General features: G+C 69.4%; 13 protein-coding genes, 1 tRNA gene and 1 pseudogene. 11 read left to right on the top strand and 4 right to left on the bottom strand.

Features of this window, described 5'->3' with window-relative positions:
• Positions 1 to 269, bottom strand: a pseudogene (locus EV139_RS15935) (hypothetical protein); the annotation flags it as partial.
• 98 nt (positions 270 to 367) lie between these two features.
• Positions 368 to 1,732: an MFS transporter gene (locus EV139_RS03905; protein ID WP_130453019.1), complete on the bottom strand. Its 1,365-nt coding sequence runs from the start codon at positions 1,730 to 1,732 to the stop codon at positions 368 to 370.
• Positions 1,733 to 1,952: 220 nt separating this feature from the next.
• Here EV139_RS03905 and dnaK point away from each other — a divergent pair, with 220 nt between their 5' ends.
• The 5 genes from dnaK to EV139_RS03880 all read left to right on the top strand — a co-directional run bounded on the left by dnaK (position 1,953) and on the right by EV139_RS03880 (position 7,196).
• On the top strand, positions 1,953 to 3,815 hold the full coding sequence (gene dnaK / locus EV139_RS03900) for a molecular chaperone DnaK (protein ID WP_130453018.1): 1,863 nt from the start codon (positions 1,953 to 1,955) through the stop codon (positions 3,813 to 3,815).
• 2 nt (positions 3,816 to 3,817) lie between these two features.
• The gene (locus EV139_RS03895) at positions 3,818 to 4,480 is read left to right on the top strand and encodes a nucleotide exchange factor GrpE (RefSeq protein ID WP_130453017.1); all 663 of its coding nucleotides are present in this window, start codon (positions 3,818 to 3,820) and stop codon (positions 4,478 to 4,480) included.
• Positions 4,473 to 5,429 carry a DnaJ C-terminal domain-containing protein gene (locus EV139_RS03890; RefSeq protein ID WP_130453016.1) on the top strand — a complete coding sequence of 319 codons (957 nt, stop codon included), beginning with the start codon at positions 4,473 to 4,475 and terminating at the stop codon, positions 5,427 to 5,429. Before EV139_RS03895 ends, EV139_RS03890 begins: the two co-directional genes overlap by 8 nt.
• A 70-nt stretch (positions 5,430 to 5,499) precedes the next feature.
• Complete coding sequence (locus EV139_RS03885) at positions 5,500 to 5,922, top strand: heat shock protein transcriptional repressor HspR (protein ID WP_237464550.1); 423 nt, start codon at positions 5,500 to 5,502, stop codon at positions 5,920 to 5,922.
• Positions 5,910 to 7,196, top strand: a complete 1,287-nt coding sequence (locus EV139_RS03880) for a class I SAM-dependent methyltransferase (RefSeq protein WP_130453015.1) — start codon at positions 5,910 to 5,912, stop codon at positions 7,194 to 7,196. The genes EV139_RS03885 and EV139_RS03880 overlap by 13 nt, the downstream gene beginning before the upstream one ends.
• Here EV139_RS03880 and EV139_RS03875 read toward each other — a convergent pair.
• Entirely contained in the window at positions 7,183 to 7,593 is a 411-nt protein-coding gene (locus tag EV139_RS03875) for a helix-turn-helix domain-containing protein (RefSeq protein WP_130453014.1), read from the bottom strand. The two genes, EV139_RS03880 and EV139_RS03875, sit on opposite strands and share 14 nt — an antisense overlap.
• Before the next feature lie 106 nt (positions 7,594 to 7,699).
• Between EV139_RS03875 and EV139_RS03870 the strand changes: the two genes are divergently transcribed.
• The 3 genes from EV139_RS03870 (at position 7,700) to EV139_RS03860 (ending at position 11,489) form a co-directional block, all read left to right on the top strand.
• Positions 7,700 to 8,923, top strand: a complete 1,224-nt coding sequence (locus EV139_RS03870) for an MFS transporter (protein ID WP_198677441.1) — start codon at positions 7,700 to 7,702, stop codon at positions 8,921 to 8,923.
• A 146-nt stretch (positions 8,924 to 9,069) separates the two neighbouring features.
• Positions 9,070 to 10,257: a glycosyltransferase gene (locus EV139_RS03865; RefSeq protein ID WP_130453013.1), complete on the top strand. Its 1,188-nt coding sequence runs from the start codon at positions 9,070 to 9,072 to the stop codon at positions 10,255 to 10,257.
• 8 nt (positions 10,258 to 10,265) lie between these two features.
• Entirely contained in the window at positions 10,266 to 11,489 is a 1,224-nt protein-coding gene (locus tag EV139_RS03860) for a glycosyltransferase (protein WP_241988961.1), read from the top strand.
• Here EV139_RS03860 and EV139_RS03855 read toward each other — a convergent pair.
• Positions 11,486 to 12,061, bottom strand: a complete 576-nt coding sequence (locus tag EV139_RS03855; RefSeq protein WP_130453011.1) for a CHAP domain-containing protein — start codon at positions 12,059 to 12,061, stop codon at positions 11,486 to 11,488. The two genes, EV139_RS03860 and EV139_RS03855, sit on opposite strands and share 4 nt — an antisense overlap.
• 441 nt (positions 12,062 to 12,502) lie before the next feature.
• Between EV139_RS03855 and EV139_RS03850 the strand changes: the two genes are divergently transcribed.
• The 3 genes from EV139_RS03850 to EV139_RS03840 form a co-directional block, all read left to right on the top strand.
• A tRNA-Ser gene (locus EV139_RS03850) sits at positions 12,503 to 12,590 on the top strand.
• A 168-nt stretch (positions 12,591 to 12,758) separates the two neighbouring features.
• Positions 12,759 to 13,292: a hypothetical protein gene (locus EV139_RS03845; protein ID WP_130453010.1), complete on the top strand. Its 534-nt coding sequence runs from the start codon at positions 12,759 to 12,761 to the stop codon at positions 13,290 to 13,292.
• Positions 13,293 to 13,391: 99 nt separating this feature from the next.
• Positions 13,392 to 21,518, top strand: an 8,127-nt coding sequence (locus EV139_RS03840; protein ID WP_130453009.1) for an Ig-like domain-containing protein, incomplete at its 3' end; no start/stop codon positions are given.

Below are 21,518 nucleotides of genomic sequence, written 5' to 3'. Positions count from 1 at the left end.
TTTGCGACCGCGGGGTGGTCGAGGGCGACGGGTGCGCCGTCCTGGTCGATCGCGCCGGTGGTTTCCCAGGGGGTGGCGGCGAGCACCGCGGCCGGGGAATCTGCGAGTGCCGGCGCGGCCGAGGCGAGTGTCGCGGGCGCCGCGACGATCGCGGCGGGGGCCACCGCGTCGAGCGCGAACGCGGGTGCCGCCGGCAGTGTGCACGCCGCCGCAACGGTGAGCGCGGCGAGCGCGAGCGGGGTGCGGCGGTGCGGGGTGGGGGCGGTCATCGGGGTCCTCGTCTCTGTTGGCGTGATGGCCGCCCGCCCGCAGTGAGTGCGGGGCGGGCAACCGACACCAAAGGTACGAGCGCGCCGGAGCCGCGGCATCAACCGATCGGTTGAACCTCCGACGCCGCCCGGTTTGCGCGGACCGGGAGCAGCAGGAGGAGGCCGACGATGAGCACGAGCGCGATGCCGAGGATCCCGAAGATCGCGGCGCCGCCGAGGGTGACGGCGAGCGTGAACGCGCCGGGGGCGAGGAACGATACGGCGCGGCCCGTGGTTGCGTAGAGGCCGAAGATCTCGCCCTCGCGGCCCGCGGGGATGAGTCGAGCGAGGTAGCTGCGGCTCGCCGATTGGACGGGGCCCACGAAGATGCACAGCAGTAGACCAAACACCCAGAACACCCAGGTGCCGAGCGGCGCGAGGATGAACACGAGCAGCGCGGCGAGGATCATGCAGCCGATCGACCACACCATGATCGGCTTCGCGCCGATCCGATCCTCAGCAAAGCCCGCGGTGATCGTGGCGAGGCCGGCGACCACGTTCGCGGCGATCGCAAAGATGATGACGGTGGTTGCGTCGAAACCGAAGCTGCGCGCGGCGATCACACCGCCGAACGTGAAGACGCCGGCGAGGCCGTCGCGGAACACTGCGCTCGCCACGAGAAAGAAGAGCGTCTGCCTGGCGGTGCGCCAGAGGTCTCCGATTGTGCGGAACAGCGTGCCGTACGCGGTGAGGATCCCGCGAATCCCGGGTTTGCGGGCCGGGTCGACCGCGATCTCGGGGACGGCGAAGAAGACGGGGATCGCACTGAACCCGAACCACGCGGCGGAGACGATCATGGCGACGCGAATGTTCCAGCCGCCCTCGTGCGTGACCCCGAACCAGCCCGGGTCCGGGAAGATGAACCCCACGAGCAGGGTCGCGAGCAAGACGATGCCGCCGAGGTAGCCCATGCCCCAGCCGAAGCCGGAGACGCGGCCCACGTTCGCGTTCGTCGAGACCTGGCTGAGCATTGCGTTGTAGCTCACGCTCGCGAACTCGAACGCGACGTTGCCGATGGCGAGCAGAACGAGCCCCAGCATGAGGTAGTTGGGCTCGGGCGCCACGAGGGCGAGCAGCGCGGTGCAGCCGACCACGACGCCAGTGGTGATCCCGAGCCAGAGCTTGCGGCGCCCCGCCGCGTCTGACAGCTGCCCCGTGATGGGGGCGAGGAGGGCGACGAGGATCCCGGCGATGAGCAGCGCGGTGCCGAGCTGCGCGGTGACTTCGGCCTCGGGGCCGAAGGCCGGCTGCGTGATGTAGACGCCGAACACGAACGTGGTGACGACCGCCTGGAACGCGGCTGAGCCCCAGTCCCAGAGCGACCAGGCGAGGATCTTGCCCTTGCCGGCCGGGTGCTGCTGCGGAAGCGCGGACGCTGGTGGAGCTGGGGCGGTCGACGGACCCACCTGCGAGGTTTCGCTCATGCTGCTCACAGTAGCGGTTTCGCGGGTTTCTGCGTGATGAACTGGCAAGAAAGCTGAAAGTTGAGTGAGATTGGCTCAAGTTTTTCGAAACCGACTTGACTCACGCGCGCGGCGTATTAAACTTGAGTGCATCAGGCTCAAGGTCGGATTCCGACCGAGCTGACAGACCCGGACGCACGCAACGGCGGCGCGTCTGACACACCAACACGAAGGAGCACACATGTCACGTGCAGTCGGTATCGACCTCGGCACCACGAACTCTGTGGTTGCAGTTCTCGAGGGTGGGGAACCCACCGTTATTGCGAACGCAGAGGGCTTCCGTACGACGCCCTCGATCGTCGCATTCACGAAGGATGGCGAGGTGCTCGTCGGCGAGACCGCCAAGCGCCAGGCCGTCACCAACGTTGATCGTACGATCGCGTCCGTCAAGCGCCACATGGGCACCGACTGGAAGAGCGACGACGTCGACGGCAAGCGCTACACCGCGCAGGAGATCAGCGCGCGCACGCTCATGAAGCTGAAGCGCGATGCTGAGACCTACCTCGGCGACAAGGTGACCGACGCGGTCATCACCGTCCCCGCATACTTCAACGACGCCGAGCGTCAGGCCACCAAGGAAGCCGGTGAGATCGCGGGCCTCAACGTGCTCCGCATCATCAACGAGCCCACCGCGGCCGCGCTCGCGTACGGCCTCGACAAGGGCAAGGAAGACGAGCTCATCCTCGTCTTCGACCTCGGTGGCGGCACGTTCGACGTCTCCCTCCTCGAGGTGGGCAAGGACGACGACTTCTCCACTATTCAGGTGCGCGCCACCTCGGGCGACAACCGCCTCGGCGGCGACGACTGGGATCAGCGCGTCGTTGACTGGCTCGCCACGCAGTTCAAGAACTCGACGGGCGTCGACGTTTCGGGCGACAAGATTGCACTGCAGCGCCTCAAGGAGGCCGCTGAGCAGGCGAAAAAGGAGCTCTCGAACTCGATGAGCACCCAGGTGCAGCTGCCCTACCTCTCGCTCACCGAGAATGGCCCGGCGAACCTCGACGAGACGCTCACCCGCGCGAAGTTCGAGGAGCTCACCAAGGACCTGCTCGAGCGCACCCGCAAGCCGTTCCAGGACGTCATCGCCGAGGCGGGCGTGAAGGTCTCCGACATCGCCCACGTGGTGCTCGTCGGCGGCTCGACCCGTATGCCCGCGGTCACCGAGCTCGTGAAGCAGCTCACCGGCGGCCGCGAGCCCAACAAGGGCGTCAACCCGGATGAGGTCGTCGCTGTCGGCGCCGCACTCCAGGCCGGCGTGCTGAAGGGCGAGCGCAAGGACGTGCTGCTCATCGACGTCACCCCGCTGTCGCTCGGCATCGAGACCAAGGGTGGCATCATGACCAAGCTCATCGAGCGCAACACCGCGATCCCCACCAAGCGGTCGGAGACGTTCACCACGGCTGAGGACAACCAGCCCTCCGTGGCGATCCAGGTGTTCCAGGGCGAGCGCGAGTTCACCCGCGACAACAAGAACCTGGGCACCTTCGAGCTGACCGGGATCGCCCCCGCACCGCGCGGGATCCCGCAGATCGAGGTCACCTTCGACATCGATGCAAACGGCATCGTGCAGGTGTCCGCGAAGGACAAGGGCACCGGCAAGGAGCAGACGATCACCATCTCCGGTGGCTCGACGCTCTCGAAGGACGACATCGAGCGCATGGTGCGCGAGGCCGAGGAGCACGCAGCCGAGGACAAGAAGCGCCGTGAGTCGGCTGAGCAGCGCAACAACGCTGAGCAGCTCGCGTACTCGGTGGAGAAGCTGATCTCTGAGAACGAGGACAAGCTTCCCGAGGACGTCAAGACCGAGGTGCAGGGCGACCTCGACGCGCTGAAGCAGGCGCTCGCCGGAGACGACGACGAGGCGCTGAAGTCCGCGTCCGACAAGCTCGGCGAGAGCCAGAGCAAGCTGGGCGAGGCGATCTACGCGGCCGCTCAGGCTGAGCAGCCCGCGGCCGATGGTGCAGAGTCGTCGAACGATGACGACGTGGTTGACGCCGAGGTCGTTGAGGACGACGAGGCGACTGACGCAGGAGAGCAGAAGTAATCATGATGAACGAGGAACAGCGCACACCGGGCTCGGACGACGAGCAGCACGGCAGTGAAGTTCCTGCAGCGGGGTCGGGAGCGAACGCTTCCGGCCCCGCGGGCCAGCCCGGGGACGCCTCGCACAGCGGGGCGGCCCCCGGCCAGGCCGGTTCACCGACCGAACCGCAGGATCTGACGGTCGACGACATTCTGGGCGCGGAGCAGAACGCCGACGCCGTGGAGGCCGACGCCGCTGCAGCCGATGCGGAAAACCCGTACCTTGAGGATCTGCGCCGATTGAGCGCCGAGTACGCGAACTATCGCAAGCGCACCGAGGCTAACGCGGTGATCGAGAAGCAGCGCGCGATCGCTGCGGCCGTGACCCCGCTGCTCACGGTGCTCGACGATCTCGATCGCGCCGAGCAGCACGGCGATCTTCTCGAGGGCACCGCCTTCGCGACGATCGCGCAGAAGCTGCGCGCCACGCTTGAGCGCTTCGGCCTCTCAAGCTTCGGTGAGAAGGGTGACCTCTTCGACCCGCAGCTGCACGAGGCGATTGCGCAGGTCCCGGTTCCGGGCACCGAGCAGCAGACCGTACTTGATGTAATCGAGCGGGGGTACCGACTCGGCGATGTTGAGTTGCGCCCCGCAAAGGTAGCGGTGGCGGTGGGGGCAGATGGCTAGTCAAGATTGGCTCGAAAAGGACTTCTACCAGATCCTCGGTGTTGCGAAGAACGCGAGCGACGCTGAGCTGAAGAAGACGTACCGCAAGCTGGCCAGGAAGTATCACCCCGACTCAAACCCGGGGGATGCGGCGGCCGAGGCAAAGTTCAAGGAGATCAGCGAGGCGTACTCGGTGCTCTCTGACACTGAGCAGCGCGCCGAGTACGACCAGATTCGGGCGATGGGCACGGGCAGTGCCCGCTTCACCTCCGGCGGTGGTGGTGGCCAGGGCTTCGAGGACGTGTTCGGCGGCATGTTCGGCGGCGGCGCGCGCGGTGGGCAGCAGTACAGCTACCAGCAGGGCGGCGGCCAGAACTTCGAGGACATCTTCGGGATGTTTGGCGGCGGCCAGCGCGGCCCCCAGCCCGGGCGCGATATCCAGGCGTCGACGACGCTCGATTTCGAGACCGCGGTCCAGGGCAAGACCGTCACGCTGCAGGCTCCGAGCGGCAACGTGAAGGTGAAGATTCCGGCCGGCGTTTCTGACGGCCAGAAGATCAAGGTGCGCGGCAAGGGCGAGCCGAGCCCCAACGGCGGGCAGCCGGGAGACATCATCCTCACGGTCGCCGTGCGCAAGCACCCAGTGTTCGAGCGCGACGGCAACAACCTGCGGCTGAAGCTTCCGATCACGTTCGTTGAGGCCGCGCTCGGCGCGACGGTGGAGGTGCCCACGCTGGGCGGCGACCCCGTCAAGCTGAAGGTGCAGCCAGGAACCCCGAGCGGCCGTGTACTGCGGGTCAAGGGTCGCGGCGTGAAGACCGCGAAGGCGACGGGGGATCTCCTCGCCGAAGTGCAGGTGGTCGTTCCCGGCCACCTGTCCCCGGAGGCCGCGGCGGCGCTTGAAGCGTTCAAGGCAGTCGAACCGAACGAAAACCCCCGCGAGGATCTCCTCGCACGCGCACGCAGTTAGTGCGTCGGGTCCGGCCACCCGTGCGGCGGCCGGACCCACCAGACTTTTTGGGACGAGAGGACAGGACATCATGGCGACACCGCAGATGGATCGCTTCACGCCCGTATTCGCAATCGCGGCGGCAGCGGAGCTTGCCGAGATGCACCCGCAGACGCTGCGGCAATACGACCGCATTGGGCTGGTCTCTCCGCAGCGCACGCGCGGCAACACGCGCCGGTACTCGCTGCACGATGTGTCGCGCCTGCGCGAGGTGGCGCGCCTCTCGGCCGAGGGGCTCAGCCTCGAGGGGATTCGGCGCGTGCTGCAGCTCGAAGACCGGGTGCAGGCGTTGCAGTCCCAGGTACGGGAGCTTGAGCGCGCGCTCTCGGAGGAGCGGCTGCAGCGCACCGATCGCCGTGTCTTCGCCGCGGGCTCGGCCGGCGGCGAAGTCGTGACGCTGCGCCGCGGAACCCGCATGCGCCGCAACGCCGAAGTCGTCGTGTGGAAGCCCTAGCCGGCGCGGCGGAGCTGTGTGCGCGGCTGAGCCGCGAGCCAGACTTTGACGCCCCCGAGCTGCAGGCGTTCGACGCGACCGACGAGCTGCTGCTCGCGACCGCGGCCTCAGAGATTCGGGGCCTGGGGCCTGGCGAGCTGGTCGTGATCGGTGACCGCCACGGCGCGCTCACGCTCGGTGCGGCGGCCCTGCTGGGCGCCACGGGAATCCGGGTGTTTCAGGATCCGGTGCTCGGAGAGCGGGCGCTCCGCGCGAACGCGGCGCGGCTCGGGATCGTCGATGCCGATGCCGCTGCCGATGCCGATGCCGCTGCCGATGCAGATGCAGATACCGATACCGAGGCCGACCCCAACGCCACGCCCAACACCACTGCCGGTGTCTTCGCGTCGCACGCGCTCGACGCCGAGCTGCTGCGCGGGGCCCGAGTGGTCCTGGTGCAGCTGCCGCGCGGCCTCGACGCGCTCGCGGAGATCGCGTGGGCGATCGCGCGCTGGGCGCAGCCCGAGGTGGTGGTCTTCGCCGGCGGTCGCGTGAAGCACATGACGCACGCCATGAACACCGTGCTCGCGCGCCACTTCGACCGGGTCGGTGCCGGGCTCGGCTGGCGCAAGTCGCGCGTGCTCACCGCCGAGGTGCCGAGCGCGCCGACGGGCGCCCCGTTCCCGCGCTGGGGCGAAGACCCAGACCTCGACTTCAGGGTCGCCGCGTTTGGCGCGACCTTTGGCGGTCCGACCCTCGACCACGGCAGCCGGTTGCTGCTCGCCGGCCTCGCGGACGCGGCGCCGCGCGCCGCGCGAATTGTTGACCTCGGCTGCGGCAACGGCGTGCTCGCCGTGTCGGCCGCGCGCTCCCGCCCGGCCGCTCGGGTGATCGCCACCGATCAGTCGGCCGCCGCGGCCTCGGCGACCAGGCTCACCGCGAGCGAGGCCGGCGTCCTGTGCGCCGCCGGCTGCGCGCACACGCCGGGTGGCGCCGGAGCCCCGGAACCACCCGGCGTGTGCGTGCACCGCGCGGACGCGCTCGAGGCGGTGCCCGACGGCTGGGCCGAGCTGATCCTGCTGAACCCGCCATTCCACACGGGGGCGACGGTGCACGCGGGCGTTGCCCACCGGCTGATTGCCGCGTGTGAGCGGGCGCTGGCTCCCGGGGGCGAACTGCGGATCGTGTTTAACTCCCACCTCGGCTACCGGCCGCTCGTCGAACGCGTGATCGGCCCCACCCGCCAGGTCGCGCGGGACCGCACATTCACGGTGCTGGCGGCTACCCGGCGCTAGCTCCTGGCCCAGCGCTCGCGCCCGGCCAGGAGCTCGTGGCCGACTCGGTGCCGGATCCCGTGCCCGGCCGAGTACCCGACCCCGTGCCCGGTCCGGCGCCGCTGCGCTGCGCGCGGGCGGCAATGAGGTCGCGGGCGGTGACCTGGTGCAGACGCCGGCCGTAGTCGTCGGCGGTCACGTCCTCAAGAAAATCGCCGGGGGCAACCCCGAGGGCCGTGGCGAGGCGCACGAGGGTTTCCACGTTCGGGCTCTGCGCCCCGCGCTCGATCTTCCCGATGCTGGTCCAGCTCACTTCAGACAACTCCCCGAGATCCTCGAGTGAGATCCCCAGGTGGTGCCGCACGGCACGTACGCGCCGGCCGATCTTCACGGCGGCGGCAGAGTGAATCTTGGCCACTATTCCAGCGTGGTGGGCCAGTGTCTGGAATGCCAGTCCGTTCATGACCAGGTACAAAAAGCATCGACCCGGGCCCCGACCGGTGTGGGGCTACTGTTAAAGGGTCATGTCGAACTCAACGCGCGCGCTGCTGCTCCGGATGGCGCCGAGTATCTACGGCCCGACGGTGCTGTTCACGCTGGGCCAGAGCGCGCTCATGCCGCTGATCCCGGTCATCGCGGTGGAAATGGGCGCGAACATCGGGCTTTCCGGGGTGATCGCGTCGGCACTGGTGGTCGGCCAGCTCGCCGGCAACCTCCCGGCCGGGTGGGTGGTCTCCCGCGCCGGTGAGCGCATCGCGATGCTGATCGCGACGGGGGTCGCGGCACTCGGTGCCCTCGGGATCGCGCTCGCCCCGAACCCGGGAGCGCTGGGTCTCGCGGTCTTCGTCGTCGGCTTCGCGGCCGCCACGTTCGGGCTCGCGCGGCACTCGTTCATGACCACCCGCGTCCCCGTTGCGTTCCGCGCGCGTGCCCTCTCGCTCATCGGCGGCTCCCACCGGCTCGGCCGCTTCGCGGGCCCGTTCCTCGCCGCGGGGATTCTGGCGATCACGGGCGCCCCGGCGGCGCCGGTGTGGGCGTTCGTCGCGTGCCTGGTACTCACGGCGGCCCTCGTGCTGTTCGCGCCGGATCCCGAGCGCGTGCTCCCGGTGCAGCGCCCGGCCGAAGAGCCGGAGCCGCGCACCGCCGGGATCCGCGCCGCCGTGCGGCACAGCCGGGCCCCGCTGGTTCGCGTGGGCGGCGCGGCGGCGGTGCTCTCCGGCCTGCGCACCACGAAGGACGTGCTCCTCCCGCTCTGGGGCGTTTCAATCGGCATGGACGCCGCCGGGATCGCCCTCGTCGTTGGCATCGCCGGCACTGTGGACTTCGCCCTGTTTTACACGAGCGGCCAGGTGATGGACCGCTTCGGCCGCCTGTGGGCCGCACTCCCGGCGACGATCGGGATGGCGGTCGCCTTCCTCGCGCTCGCGTTCACCCACGACCTGCCGGGGGCCGCGACCTGGCTGGTGGTCTGCGCCGTCGTGATCGGGATCGGAAACGGGCTCTCGAGCGGCATCGTGCTCACGCTCGGCGCCGACCTCGCGCCGCCGGGCGACCCGGCGTCGTTCCTCGCCGCGTGGCGCACGCTCGTCGACTTTGGCGGGGCCACGGCACCGCTCGCGGTCTCGGCGATCGCGACGGTGTCACTCCCGCTCGCCGCGGCGTCGGTCGGGGTGCTCGCCGTGCTCGGCGCGGCGGGGTTCGCGCGCTGGGTGCCCCGGTATATTCCGCGCGCCCGGCCCCGCGGGTAGCACCCCGGTACCATTTTCGTATCGTCTGGTACCGGAGATCCGCGATTCCGCGCGCTCACCGGCGCATTCGCCGCGGCGTTGCCTACACTTGAGACTGTTCGCCCACCGGCGTTCGTTTCGCCCCGACCGAAGGACGCCCGCACACCGTGAGCACCACCGATCGTCAGTCCCCACTTCGCATTCTGATCGGGTGCGACACCTTTCTCCCAGACGTCAATGGCGCGGCGCGATTCGCTGAGCGGCTCGCCGCCGGCCTGGTGCGGCGCGGCGAGGAAGTGCACGTGGTTGCCCCGTCGGTGAAGTACAACCGCGCCGGCAGCTTCGTCGAGACCATCGAGGGCGAGCGCATGGTGGTGCACCGCTGGGCCAGCTGGCGTTGGTACCCGCACGAGTGGCTGCGCTTCGTTCTGCCGTGGCGCGCGGCGAGCCACGCGCGCAAGCTGCTCGACCGCCTGCAGCCGGACGTGATCCACATCCAGTCGCACATCGTCGTGGGCCGCGCGCTCGCGAAGGAGGGGGCGAAGCGGGGGATCCGGATCGTCGCCACGAACCACGTGATGCCCGAGAACGTGCTCGACTTCACGCTGCTGCCCGAGCGGGCGAAGAAGCTGTTCGTGCGCTGGGGCTGGCGCGACGCGGACCGCGTGCTCAAGCGCGCCGCCGCGGTGACCACGCCGACGCGCCGCGCGGCCGACTTCCTGGAGCGAAACACGCATCGGCGCGGCGTGCTGCCGGTGTCGTGCGGGCTGCGCGCGTCCGACTACACCGCGGACCTCACCCCGCGTGCAGAGAACAAGCTCGTGTTTGTGGGGCGCGTGACGCTCGAGAAGGAGATCGACGTGATCCTGCGCGCGATCCCGCGCATCGATCCGCAGCTCAACGTCAGCTTTACGGTCGTGGGCGACGGCGACCAGCGCAAGCAGCTCGAGAAGCTCGCCACCGACCTCGGGATCCGCGATCGGGTGCACTTCACCGGGCGGGTGAGCGACGAGGAGCTGCGCGCGCACCTCACCGAGGCGAGCATCTTCGTGATCGCGTCAATCGCCGAGCTGCAGTCGATCGCCACCATGGAGGCGATGGCGTCGGGACTGCCCATCATCGCGGCCGACGCGATGGCGCTGCCGCATCTCGTGCACGAGGGCGAGAACGGGTATCTGTTCCAGCCCGGCTACGACCGCGAGCTCGCCGAGCGGATCGAGCGAGTGCTGCGGCTGTCGCCGGAGGCGTTCGAGCAGATGCAGCGCGCGTCGCTCGAAGCGGTCAAGGTGCACGACATCGACCGCACCCTTGACACGTTCGAGGCGCTGTACCGCGGCGAGACCCCCGCGAGCTGACCGTGCACGTGCTTGTCGTCACGGATCAGCACCCGGACTCCCTGGGCGGGGTGCAGGTGGCGATTCGACTCCAGCGCGAGGCGCTCGAGCGGCTGGGGCACCGGGTGTCGATTGCGGCCCCCGCGCTGCACCGCCCGGGCTACGCGGTGGCAGATGCCGACCGCGGCGCGTACATCGATCTGCCGTCGCGGCCGATCACTCGGGACCGCGAGTACGGGATCACCTGGCCCGGGGCGCGTACGGATCGGGCGCTTGCCCGAGCGCTCGCTGAACGGCCGCCGGTCGACCTCGTGCACGTGCAGGGCGATTTCTGGGGGGCGATGATCGGGATCCGCGCGGCCCGCGGCCTCCGTGTGCCGATCGTTCACACGATGCACAATCACGTGGACGCCGGGACCCGCGCGGTCACCCCGTTCGCGCCCGTCGCGTTCGCGGGCCTGCGGATCTGGCGGCGCTTGGCGCTCGGTCGCGCACGCGGCCCGGTGGACCCCGCCGCCCGCGGGGCGTGGCGCTACCTTGCCGAGCTTGCGGCCGACGCCGACGTGGTGACCGCGCCGTCGCGCCACTTCGCGCGCGAGCTCCGGTCGCACGGGGTCGCCGCCGACGTGCTCGTGACGCCGGGCGGGGTCGCCGACGCGGCGATCGCGAGCGTGCGCGCGGTGCCGCGCACGGCGCGGTCACGGCCCCGGCTGGTGTGGTTGGGCCGTATGAGCCAGGAGAAGCGGGTGCTCGAGTTCGTCGATGCGATCGCGGAGTCGGGGATCGACGCCGACGTGGCGCTGCACGGCGCGGGACTCTTGCTGCCGCGGGTGCGCGAGCGCATTGCGGAGCACGGCCTGGGGGATCGCGTGACGATCCCCGGGCCCGTGCCGTACGCCGACGCGCTGGCGGCGATGCGCGACGCCGACGCGCTGGTGCAGACGTCGATGGGCTTCGAGACGCAGGGGCTCACGCCGTTTGAGGCCGCGGCGCTCGGAACCCCGACCATCTACTGCGATGCCGAGATCGCGGACGACGTGGGGGTGCAGCCTGAGTGGCGAGTCGCTGACCGCAGCGTTGCGGCCCTCGCTGCGACGCTGCGCACCGCGGTGGCAGAGTTGAGCGCGGCGGAACTCCGTGTGCCGGAGCGCGCCGCCGCCGGCTTTCTGCAGTCAGCGCAGAGCAGGGTGATGCTCGCCGCGTACGCGCGAGCGCTGGGCGCCCCGGTGCCCGGGGCGGAGTCCGCGGCTTAGAAGCGCCAGACGGCTGCCTGGAACCCGGCCGGGGGCGCGGGGGTCCAGTTGGTTTCCTGCGTGACCAGGCCCGAGCCGCCGGGGCTGTTCGACTGGATGATCGTGAAGGTGCCGTCGGTGTTGACCTCGGTGATCATGACCGTGTGCACGCCGGTGACCCAGGACGTGGGTGAGGACGCGTACTCGTACTGGATGATGTCGCCGGGAGCGGCGGTCTCAACGGTCATGCGGGTGGCGCCGGCGTAGTTTGCGACGGGGTCGCCGCTGCCGTTCCACGCACCGCCGCCGGCGCGGATCCAGCGCTGGGCGGACATGATGCACTCGCCGGGCTGGCTCCACCCCGTGGGGCGGCTGGTACCGATCTCGTCTTCGGCGAGTTCGATCGCGGCGGCGACGTCAAAGTTGTGGGGGACCTGCGGGGTCTCTTCGATCTGCAGCACCGAGTCGATGTTTGCACCGGCGAGCTCCTCGCCGGTGGTGTCGAGCGTCTGAGAGACCGTGGTGGACGGGAGCACTGCCGCGACTGCGAAGTCCTCAACCGGTTCCGTAGCGACCGCCGGTGCTGCACCCATGGTGAAGGTTACGGAAGCAACCAGACTCACAATGAATGGCTTGGCAGAAAATTTCACTCGTAAAACTCCGGTGGGTTGTCCAACAAAAAACGCCGGGCTCTGGCCCGTGCGCCTCATCCAGTATGCGTTACCGTTCTGTTACGTTCAAGTCGCGAAGCTGAGAATCTCGGGTCCGGGCCCCATTTCCCGCGGAATTCCGCGGATGTCGCACCTCCGATTCTTCTCGGGGAGGAGCCCGGGGCGGCGTCAGCTGAGGGCTCTGGGCGCGGTGTGGGCCCCTATATCGGGCGCTTGCGCAGCATCGGTGGTGCGCTGCTGGGGCGTGCCTCGGGGGCCGCGCTGGCGGTGGCCGAGCCCGGCGCGCACCGCCGGGCGGACGGGCGAGTTCGGTTGGAGCCCCGGGAACCCGCTAGACTGGTGCGCGCTGGCTTTGGCCAGCGAGGAGGATTCGCCTAGCGGCCTATGGCGCACGCCTGGAACGCGTGTTGGGTTAACGCCCTCGGGGGTTCAAATCCCCCATCCTCCGCCAAAAACCCGTCGCAACTGCGGCGGGTTTTTCGCGTTTCTGGCGGCTTTTCTGGCCAATCTGGCGGCCGGGGACAACTGTCGCGCAGCGGCATTGTTGGTTTCTATGAATTTGCTAGGCATTCCTGAAAATTCGTTGTATGTTGCTCGTGTCCGAGGATGTAGTTCAACGATGGGTACGACGGCACTCGACATGACACCAGATATTTCAACGCACGACACCGCGGCGACCACCGCGCCCGAATCAGGCGGGGGCAGTGAACCGCGGGTGCCCGCGACGGAGGACCGGCGCGGCCGCCTCGCGTGGATCATCGGCGGCCTCGTGGTGATCGCGGTGCTCGCGGTCGTCGGCTTCTTCTTCTTTCAGGCGCGCGACGCGGGCGGGGCGCTTCCGGAGAGCTTCCCCGCGCACGCCGAGTTGCCGCTCGTTGACGGCGAGATCGCCGGCTCCGCGGAACTGCCGGGCGCGCAGACCGAGGTCACCGTGCGGGTCGCGGATCCGGCGCAGCAGGCCGCCGCGCTCACGGCGCTCACCGACGCGGGGTACCGGGTGATCGGATCCGAGGGCTCCGGCCCCATCGGCACGGTCACCTCGCTCAGCAGCGAGACGCACTCGGTGCGGGTCTCGTTCGACCAGGACTCAGACGGCGCATTCACCGTCACTTATCTCACCTCCCCGCGCGCCGGGGCGGATACCGAGCAGTAGTACACCGACGGCTCGGCGTCACCGCAGTACGCAGGAACCGGATACCGGGGAACAGTTAAGACACCACGCTTCACACGCTGTCCAGGGGGGACTACACCGATGACACGCTCACAGCTGCGCGCCAAGGGGTCGCGCTCGATCGGCCTGCGGCTCGCGGGCGTCCAGACGGGGGGCCGCAGAGCCGTCACACTCGGGCTCGCCTTCCTCGTCGCCCTGACCGCGATGCTCGGCTACGGCCCGCTGCTCGCTCCCACGCCCGCGCAGGCGGCCGGGCACGTGCAGGGTGAGGTCGTCGGCCACGCGACGTGGCCGGCCGACGCCGATCTCCACGCCGGCGGCGTGTGGGGCGGCGGCGATATGAACCGCATCATCGGCACGAAGGGCACGCCAACGGAGGCGATCTTCCGCCAGAACACCAATGCTCAGGGGCAGCCGACGGGCTCGCGCAACTCGATCAACCTCGGGGTGAGCGCGCACGTCACGAACCCCGGCATCTGGGCCACCCCGGGCCTCAACCTCGGCACGCGCTCGGCCGCCTCCCCTGAGGTGGCAGCGCACTACGGCTTCCAGTTCTCCGTCGAGGTCGACTGGACCCCGGCAACCGACAATGGTGTCGGCGAGAAGGGGAAGGTGTACACCATCGAGATCCCCGTGCCCACGACAGCTGAGGCGACCGCGGCGGGCAAGCCGATCTACCGCAACTTCAACAACTCCTCGTGCGGCATGGAGGTCAACCCCTACACGAGTGCGATCGTGATCCTCAACAACTGCACGGCGAACGAGAACAACGTGCAGTACCTCGTGCTCAATCCCGGGCCCGACGGCGATCCGCTCACGCTCGAGGACAACAGCTTCGACTGGTTTGTCGCGTCGCCCCCCACCGTCAACGGTGGCGCGGTGAGCGACATGACGATTGACGCCCTCGGCAACGTGTACAACTTCCTGAGCCCGGCAGTCGGCAGCGGCCGGATCGTGCGCACCTCCGCAGCGACCGGTGAGGTCACCGAGGTGGGCGCCTGGAACCAGGCCCCCACCGAGGCCACCGGTATCTACGAGTGGGTCTCGCTCGGCTTCGAGAACGGCAAGATGGTGGTCCCCACGGGCAACGTCAACACCGGACAGAAGCTCTTCGCCGTGGACCCGCTCACGGGCAAGGCCGAGGCGGTCGATGGGTACACACCCGGCCTCCTCAACCGCCAGTACGTCAACTACGACGGCGCGGGCGTGGAGGGCGCGATCGGTCTCGAGGGGAAGGTCGTTGATACCAACGGCGCCGGCGTCGCCGGGCAGACGATCGGAATCTACCAGGACAACGGCGACGGGACCGCGACGCTGCAGGGCTCGCGCACCACGGCCGCAGACGGCAGCTATGCGGCGATGCTGAACTGGTCGCACGGTGTGGGCTACGTGCGCGTGGTGCAGCCGGCGCTCACCACCGGAGCCGGGGCCGCCGCGCAGGTGAAGAACGGCGAGGTCGTCGCGATCACCGCCGACACCGCGATTAACGACGGCACGAACCTGATCGAGACGATGAACGAGCGCAACAACGGGATCAACCCCGCGCTCGGCACGCCGCTGACCACCACGATCGACGTCGCAGACACGGACGACCTCGTGAAGATCACCGGCAACAACGCCTCCGTCTTCTACACCGCGGACTTCACCGTGAAGTACGAGGGCTCGACGGCCGACCTCTCACGCAACAGCCTGCTCACCACCAACGCGACCACGGGCGTTGGGCCCCAGCACGTGACGATCGAGGACGACGCCGAGACCGAGCTGCGCCTCGGCGCCACCAGTGGCGCGCGCGTGGTCGGCGGCACCGACGGTGCGGAAACCACGAACGACGGCGTGTTCCTCAACCTGGCGGGCGACAGTCCGCTCGCCGCGAACCAGCTCTTTGCGAAGGGCCTCAGTTACCCGCTTCTCGCGGAGAGCCAGGGCGCGCAGGCAGACAACGCGCAGGTGACCGCCTGGATCTCTGCGGCGGGTGCGCAGAACGCGAACCCGCGCGGCGCGTTTGGGCCGGGGGTGAGCGGCACGGGCGCGGCCGCCGAGCTGGAGCTCGGCTTCCCGAACACCGCGGGATACTCGACGCTGCGCGTCAACAGCTCGCTCGATGCAGTAACGAAGCCGGACAACACCGACGGCGAGTACGCGGCCACCGCGACCACCGCCGACACCCGGCCGTGGACCACCTCGGGCGAGGTGGAAGACTACGACGTGCGCACGGTGGACACGGTGCTTCGCGTGTCGGCCGACAGTACGGTGCCGGGCACGTACGCCTACTCGATGACGGGCGTCACGGGCACCGCCCCGTCGACGACCAGTGAGTCGATCACGGTCACGGAGCCCGGCGTGATCACGCCGAGCGCGGGCGTGCACGAGGGGGTGCTGGGACAGGACGTCGTGCTGACCACCAGCGCGGCCCCCACCGGAGCGGTGCTGCGCAGCGCCGAGGTGATCGACTCGTTCACGGGTGCGCACATTGCTGACGCGACCGTCGGCGGCACGGCGCCGGCCACCACCATCACGGTGCCGAGCTCCGCGATGCCGTCCGGCTCGGACGCGCGCCTCATCCTGACCTACTCAGAGCTTCCGTCGGCCGACACGTCAACGCTGACGCTCGCGCCGGCCACGGCGACGGCCGACGGCACGGCCGAGATCGTGGCGACCGTCACGGTGCTCGGCTCGGTGACCGGTGCGCCGCTCGCAGGCGAGACAGTGACGATCGCCGCGGACCCGGCGAACGCCGACCTGACCGTGTCCACCGTCACCGACAACGGGGACGGGACCTACACCGCGGTGCTCACGAGCTCCGTCGCAGGGACGTACCCGGTCGCCGGGACCGTGGAAATCGGCGGGGTCGCCACCGAGGTGAGCGGATCGCCGGCGGACGCCGAGTTTACGGCTGGCGCGCCGAGCGCTGCGCAGTCGAGCTGGGAGATCGCGCTGCCCGGTCCGCTCCCCTCGGGCACGGGCGCCGCGAGCACATACACCGCCACCGCCACGATCCGCGACGCCCAGGGCAACGCGGTGGGCGCCGGCGTGGACGTGGTGTTCACGGTGCCCGCCGGGGTGAACGGCTCCGCAGCCGCGAACGACGTCACCGTGCAAACTGACGCGGCGGGCGTGGCGAGCATCGATCTCTCGTCCACCGAGGCCGGCAGCTTCAGCTTCAGCGCGGCGCTCGGCGCCGACCAGATCGACTCGGATCTCACCCGCGACTGGTCTGCGGGTGCTGCGGTGGTGGGGTCGTCGAGTTTCTCGGTGTCTGCGTCGCCGGTGGTGGCGGATGGCGTGGCTGAGCATGTGTTGACGGCTTCGGCGGCGGACGCGTTTGGGAACGCGGTGGCCGGTGAGGAAGTGTCGTTCGTGTTGCCGGCTGATGTGACGTATGCCGGGGTGTCTGCGGGGACGTGGGTGTCGGGTGCGTCGGGCACGATTGTGGTCGAGACGGCCGCGTCCGGGGTCGCTGAGATTTCGGTGACGAGCGAGGTTGCTGGCACGTACGAGGTGTCGGGCGAGATCGGTGCGGGTGAGTTGCCCGGGTCGCCGGACGAGATCGAGTTTGTTGCTGGTGCGGTTGATGCCGGGGCGTCGGAGTGGACGGTTGATCCGGCCGGTCCGGTGGCTGCCGGTGAGACGTACACGGCGACGGTGGTGGCGCGTGACGCGCAGGGCAACCCGGTTGCGGGTGCTGCGGTGTCGCTGACGCTGCCGGCCGAGGTGACGGTCGCTGGGGACGGTGCGGCGACCGGGGTGACGAACGCGGCGGGCGAGGTGTCGTTCGTGCTGACGTCGACGGTGAAGGGCACGCATGACGTGACCGCGCTGGTGGACGGTGACCCGGTCGGTGGCAGTGCTGCCGGGACGAAGGGGCTTGAGTTCACGGCGGCCGCGGCTGACGCGACGCTGTCGGTGCTGACCGCGACGACGGGTGTGGCTGAGGCTGATGGGTCGACGCCGCACACGGCGACGGCGACGATTAAGGACGCATACGGGAACCCGGTGGGTGCTGGGGTGGACGTGACGTTCACGTTCCCCGCCGCGCTGCTGGGTGACGGGAGCGCGTCGCCGCAGACGGTCGCGACGGGTGCGACTGGGGAAGCGGAGCTTGAGCTGACCTCGGAGACTGCCGGGAGTTATTCGGTTGCCGCGTCGATCGATGTTGCGGGGACCGCGACGGAGATCACTGATTCGCCGGCGACGGTGCGGTTCGGTGCGGGCAGTGCGTCGGCGGCGAACTCGGAGTGGGAGATCACTCCGGCGTCGGGGACGGTCGCGGTTGGCGGTACGTACACCGCGACGGTGACGGTGCGCGACGCGACGAACAACCCGGTCGCTGACGAAGAGGTGACGTTCAGTTTCCCCGCGGGGGTGAACGGGACCTCGGTGACGAGCGGGACCGCCGTGAGTGACGAGGACGGGATCGCGACGTTCGAGCTGACCTCTGAGGAGGCGTGGACGGACTTCCCGATCTCGGCGTTGATCGCGGGGACCGAGGTGGATCCGGATCCGATCTCGATCCAGTTCGTTGCCGGTGCGATGAGTTTGGAGATGTCAACGATCACGGCGTCGCAGTCGCCGATCGATGTGGACCTGTCGGTGGCGGAGACGTCGACGATCACGGTGCAGCTGAAGGACGAGTTCGGCAATGATCTGCGTGACAACACGGCGACGGTGGTGATTGCCACGTCGGCGGGTTCGGTGACGGTGACGTCGGCGGACGGGACGGATACGGGCCGGTACACGGCGGTGCTCTCGGGCACGCCGGAGGATCTGGTGGATTGGGATCCCACGGACGCGACGCTCTCGTTCACGGTTGATGCTGCTGCGGCGGATCAGACGGCGACGGTGCGGTTGCAGGACGTGACCCCGCCGGCGGCGCCGACGGTTGCTTCGACCGATGGTGGGGTGATCGTGGGGTCGGCTGAGCCGTTCGCGACGGTCGAGGTGCGCGATGCGGATACCGACGCGGTGGTGTGCGAGACAACGGCGGACGCCGGTGGGGCGTTCACGTGTGGGTCGAGTGCGCAGCCGGTCGCGGCGGGCGAGTACGGGGTGGTCGCGATCGATCGCTCCGGCAACGAATCCCCCAGCACACCCATCACCATCCTCGGACCGTCAGCCGGCGATTCAACGCTCACGCTGACGCCCGCCGGGCCGCTCACGGTCGGCACCGAGGCAGCCAACCGGTACACGGCAACGGTGCAGGTGAACGACACGACCGGAGCCGCAGTGGCCGCCGGGATCGACGTGGTGTTCACGGTGCCCGCCGGGGTGAACGGCAACGCGGTCGAGACTGAGGTGACGGTGCAGACCGACGCGTCGGGCATCGCCCAGCTTGAGCTGAGTTCCGAAACCGCAGGAACCTTCCCGATCACCGCCGCGCTTGGCGCCGAGGAGATTGATACGGCCGACGCCGTGTGGTCTGCGGGTGCTGCGGTGGTGGGGTCGTCGAGTTTCTCGGTGTCTGCGTCGCCGGTGGTGGCGGATGGTGTGGCTGAGCATGTGTTGACGGCTTCGGCGGCGGACGCGTTTGGGAACGCGGTGGCCGGTGAGGAAGTGTCGTTCGTGTTGCCGGCTGATGTGACGTATGCCGGGGTGTCTGCGGGGACGTGGGTGTCGGGTGCGTCGGGCACGATTGTGGTCGAGACGGCCGCGTCCGGGGTCGCTGAGATTTCGGTGACGAGCGAGGTTGCTGGCACGTACGAGGTGTCGGGCGAGATCGGTGCGGGTGAGTTGCCCGGGTCGCCGGACGAGATCGAGTTTGTTGCTGGTGCGGTTGATGCCGGGGCGTCGGAGTGGACGGTTGATCCGGCCGGTCCGGTGGCTGCCGGTGAGACGTACACGGCGACGGTGGTGGCGCGTGACGCGCAGGGCAACCCGGTTGCGGGTGCTGCGGTGTCGCTGACGCTGCCGGCCGAGGTGACGGTCGCTGGGGACGGTGCGGCGACCGGGGTGACGAACGCGGCGGGCGAGGTGTCGTTCGTGCTGACGTCGACGGTGAAGGGCACGCATGACGTGACCGCGCTGGTGGACGGTGACCCGGTCGGTGGCAGTGCTGCCGGGACGAAGGGGCTTGAGTTCACGGCGGCCGCGGCTGACGCGACGCTGTCGGTGCTGACCGCGACGACGGGTGTGGCTGAGGCTGATGGGTCGACGCCGCACACGGCGACGGCGACGATTAAGGACGCATACGGGAACCCGGTGGGTGCTGGGGTGGACGTGACGTTCACGTTCCCCGCCGCGCTGCTGGGTGACGGGAGCGCGTCGCCGCAGACGGTCGCGACGGGTGCGACTGGGGAAGCGGAGCTTGAGCTGACCTCGGAGACTGCCGGGAGTTATTCGGTTGCCGCGTCGATCGATGTTGCGGGGACCGCGACGGAGATCACTGATTCGCCGGCGACGGTGCGGTTCGGTGCGGGCAGTGCGTCGGCGGCGAACTCGGAGTGGGAGATCACTCCGGCGTCGGGGACGGTCGCGGTTGGCGGTACGTACACCGCGACGGTGACGGTGCGCGACGCGACGAACAACCCGGTCGCTGACGAAGAGGTGACGTTCAGTTTCCCCGCGGGGGTGAACGGGACCTCGGTGACGAGCGGGACCGCCGTGAGTGACGAGGACGGGATCGCGACGTTCGAGCTGACCTCTGAGGAGGCGTGGACGGACTTCCCGATCTCGGCGTTGATCGCGGGGACCGAGGTGGATCCGGATCCGATCTCGATCCAGTTCGTTGCCGGTGCGATGAGTTTGGAGATGTCAACGATCACGGCGTCGCAGTCGCCGATCGATGTGGACCTGTCGGTGGCGGAGACGTCGACGATCACGGTGCAGCTGAAGGACGAGTTCGGCAATGATCTGCGTGACAACACGGCGACGGTGGTGATTGCCACGTCGGCGGGTTCGGTGACGGTGACGTCGGCGGACGGGACGGATACGGGCCGGTACACGGCGGTGCTCTCGGGCACGCCGGAGGATCTGGTGGATTGGGATCCCACGGACGCGACGCTCTCGTTCACGGTTGATGCTGCTGCGGCGGATCAGACGGCGACGGTGCGGTTGCAGGACGTGACCCCGCCGGCGGCGCCGACGGTTGCTTCGACCGATGGTGGGGTGATCGTGGGGTCGGCTGAGCCGTTCGCGACGGTCGAGGTGCGCGATGCGGATACCGACGCGGTGGTGTGCGAGACAACGGCGGACGCCGGTGGGGCGTTCACGTGTGGGTCGAGTGCGCAGCCGGTCGCGGCGGGCGAGTACGGGGTGGTCGCGATCGATCGCTCCGGCAACGAATCCCCCAGTTCGCCGGCAACGGTCGCGAAGCCCCCGCACGTTGATACGACGACGGGCGGCGAGGTCACGGGTACGGGCGATCCCGGGAACGAGATCGTGATCCGCGACCCCGAGACGGGTGAGACGCTGTGTGAGACGACGGTGCAGCCGGACGGGACCTGGTCGTGTGGCCCGGTGCCGCCGGGGAGCAGCGAGGTGGTGCAGATCGATCCGGACGGCAACGAGTCGGAGCCGGTCGAGATCATCGTGGCGAAGCCCCCGCACGTCGATTCGACAAACGGTGGCGAGGTCACGGGCACGGGTGAGCCGGGCAACGAGATCGAGATTCGCGATCCGGACACGGGCGACGTGATCTGCTCGACCACGGTGCAGCCGGACGGTTCGTGGTCGTGTGGCCCGGTGCCGCCGGGGAGCAGCGAGGTGGTGCAGATCGATCCGGACGGCAACGAGTCGGAGCCGGTGGAGATCACGGTGGCGAAGCCCCCGCACGTCGACTCGACGAACGGCGGCGAGGTGACCGGTACCGGTGAGCCGGGCAACGAGATCGTGGTCCGCGACCCGGACACCGGTGCGGAGCTGTGCTCCACGACGGTGCAGCCGGACGGTTCGTGGTCGTGTGGCCCGGTGCCGCCGGGGAGCAGCGAGGTGGTGCAGATCGATCCGGACGGCAACGAGTCCGAGCCGGTCGAGATCACAGTTGCGAAGCCCCCGCACGTTGATACGACGACGGGCGGCGAGGTGACGGGCACCGGCGAGCCGGGCAACGAGATCGAGATTCGCGACCCGGACACGGGCGACGTGATCTGCTCGACCACGGTGCAGCCGGACGGGACCTGGTCGTGTGGCCCGGTGCCGCCGGGGAGCAGCGAGGTGGTGCAGATCGATCCGGACGGCAACGAGTCCGAGCCGGTCGAGATCACAGTTGCGAAG

Origin of the sequence: Leucobacter luti, assembly GCF_004217175.1 — a bacterium.
GTDB classification, from domain to species: domain Bacteria; phylum Actinomycetota; class Actinomycetes; order Actinomycetales; family Microbacteriaceae; genus Leucobacter; species Leucobacter luti.
Note: the sequence above shows the minus strand (reverse complement) of the source record. Positions and strands in the feature narration are given on the sequence as shown.